Consider the following 2,593-nt stretch of genomic DNA (forward strand, 5'->3'; position numbering starts at 1 on the left):
GTCCAAAGAGCCGTCGAAAAAATCCGCAGTCTGATCCACTGGCCGCAGCCGTTGAGCGATCCGGCGTCGCAGTATGTGTGGCTTCTCCTCAGCGGCGGCGAGGGCGAATCGCTTTACCGCCGCCAATGCCCCGAATATTACCAGGAAAATGAGGATTATTGGCTGGCGACCGTTCGAACGATTATTAATGATATTGAAAATGGAAATGAGGCGTCGTTGTCGTTAGGTCTGGCCATAGACATGCTTTGGCCGTGCCACTTACTGTTTGTCCAAAATCTACAGCTCGTTCTAAACGCGATTGGGGGAAATCTCGAACCGGAAAATCCGTTTGCGGCCTGCGGGCGAAACATATCGCAATTGCCGATTCGCCGCCGGATGGAAGCAGTATCCCATACTCTAAAACGTTTCTGCGGCGGCGCGCAGTCTAGCGAAGATATAGATGAAGCGATGCTGGCTCAACTAGGGAAACCAACGGAACTCAAGCGCTGGCTGGTCTCCTCTCTAGAGAAAACTATTAGACTGCAATTCAATCCCCCCGCCGATCTGCGCGCTATTTCCGCCTTAGCCGGACCGGAATGGATATACGAAAAATAGTCTCATGAGCCGCGAAATCCATTGGTATTTCCTGTAATTCAATCCCCATCCCGAAAGAGCGCTCCAGCTATTTCGCTGATGGGAATCGCTTGCCTGAAAAGTAATACGAAATGCCCTTGGATTTGAAGCGCAAACAGTGGAAAAGATGGGAGGGTGAGCCTCCTGGCTAACCATTGCGTCTATACGGCTCGGCTGGAGCCTCGCCCTCCCCTCAATGAAGTTGGCTATACCTCAAAATGGCAAAGGGTATAAGGAAATCGAATAAAAACGTCGATCGCGTTTATCGATCGAGAATGCTTAATAAAGGTTCGACTTTATCCGTAGGTTTATATTCGTGGACTTTGCTCATAAGGCCCGACATGGCGATGTTGTAGGAGACCTTGGCGGAGACCAGATCGGAACGGTTGCGGGCGAGGTTGTTTTGAAAGTCCTGCATTTCCAGGAAGGTGCTTTCGCCGAAGTTCGTATATTTGAAAAGAGCGTTATCGAACGTACGGGCGGCTTGATCGACATTCTTGATGAGAATATCGATGCGTTGTCTTTCCAGCAGCAAATCGCGCAAATCGGCGTACGTATCTTGGACAAGGCTTCTTTCCGTATTCCATAAATTGATTTTTTGTTGTTCCAAATCGTGTTGCAGGGCGCGGACGCGGGCTTTGGTGGCTCCGCCGTCTCCAAAATTCCAATTGAAGATCAAACCGGCGCCGAATTCCTGATTGCCTTCGTCGTCGCGGTTGAAGAAATTGGTCAATGTAAAATTCGGCTGCTGGCCGAGACGCGCAATGCGAAGCGAATTTTCCGCTTTGCGGATGGACAAGCGGATGTTTTCCAACTCCAGGTTTGTCGATGTAACCATTTCCACGTACTTATCGGCGCTGATGGGAAGAGGGTTGACCAAAAGTTCGTCGGGCAATATCAATTGGGTATCGACGGGCATCCCCAGGAGGATGTTGAATCGTTCGATGGAAGTGCGCAAGCGGCCAACGGTGCTGATGAGCGTGGCTTCCTGATTCAGAACGTCTACTTGGGCTTTTCCGTAATCCAGTTCGGAAACTTGTTCGTTGTCCAGTTTGACTTTGCTGATGAATTCAAGCATCCGCGCTTGCAACAGGCGCTCTTTTTGGATATCGACGTTCAATTCCAGGCTTTTGATGCTCCAATAGCTGTTAATGACTTGATCCGTCGTGGACTTTTTCCTCATATAGAGAGAATAATCCGACTGGATGGTCGAAAGTTTGGCGTTTTCGATATCCGTACGAATTTGCTCGCGGGGTTTGGAGTTGATGGGGATATTGAGACTAAGGTTGATGGCGTAATAATCGTCGGCGTGATCGCCGTTGAAGGGCGCGTCCGAATCGTTCTGGTATTGGATTTCGGGATTGACTCGAACGTTGCTGCCGTTGCGGAAGGTGCGGGCGTATTCGGGGCCGATGCGAAAGAGAGTATTGTTTTCGTTCGACATATAGCCTCTTTTATTGGCTGTATGGCGAAACGTTTCTCGAATGATCGGGGTGTTGCTGGCGTTGAGATCGAAGGTATCGCGGTAGGCGCTTTCCGTATAATCCAAATTCGCCAGACTGCTTTCCAGGCCGTGTTCGGAAGAGCGCACTTGGGGATTCAATTCAAGGGCGATGTCGATCGCTTCGTTCAGCGAAAGTTTCAGTTCCGATCCCTTGGGACGGAATTCTTCTTCCGGAAGCGTAAAAGTGCTGGTGATGTCCCTGACGTGCTGCGGCGCCGCCAAGCTGGCGTTTTCATTTGCTGGCGCTTGGGATGCGGAATTTTGGGACCAACTGGGAAGGGACGCCATGACGGCGAGGAAAAGAAATAGCGTTCGGATTCTAGCGGATAGCGACACGAAAAAAACCTCCTTAAGATGGATTTTCATTCGATGGCTTGCCTCTGAAGGCGAATCGCCGTTTGGCGTCAGCGCGCCGTCTAGGCCGAATGATCTACTGCCAACCTACAAAGATATCTTTGCTTTTTATCCCTCTCCCAA

2 protein-coding genes are annotated in these 2,593 nt (G+C 50.4%); one reads left to right on the top strand and one right to left on the bottom strand.

All coding sequences use genetic code 11. The annotated features are described in order from the left end of the window. Nucleotides 1-594, top strand: a 594-nt coding sequence (locus AB1656_02480) for a hypothetical protein (GenBank protein ID MEW6234230.1), incomplete at its 5' end; no start/stop codon positions are given. 280 nt (nt 595-874) lie between these two features. Here the strand turns inward: AB1656_02480 and AB1656_02485 are convergent. Continuing rightward, on the bottom strand, nt 875-2,452 hold the full coding sequence (locus AB1656_02485; GenBank protein ID MEW6234231.1) for a TolC family protein: 1,578 nt from the start codon (nt 2,450-2,452) through the stop codon (nt 875-877). Nucleotides 2,453-2,593: the final 141 nt, after the last annotated feature.

It is taken from the genome of Candidatus Omnitrophota bacterium (assembly GCA_040755155.1).
Taxonomy (GTDB): domain Bacteria; phylum Hinthialibacterota; class Hinthialibacteria; order Hinthialibacterales; family Hinthialibacteraceae; genus JBFMBP01.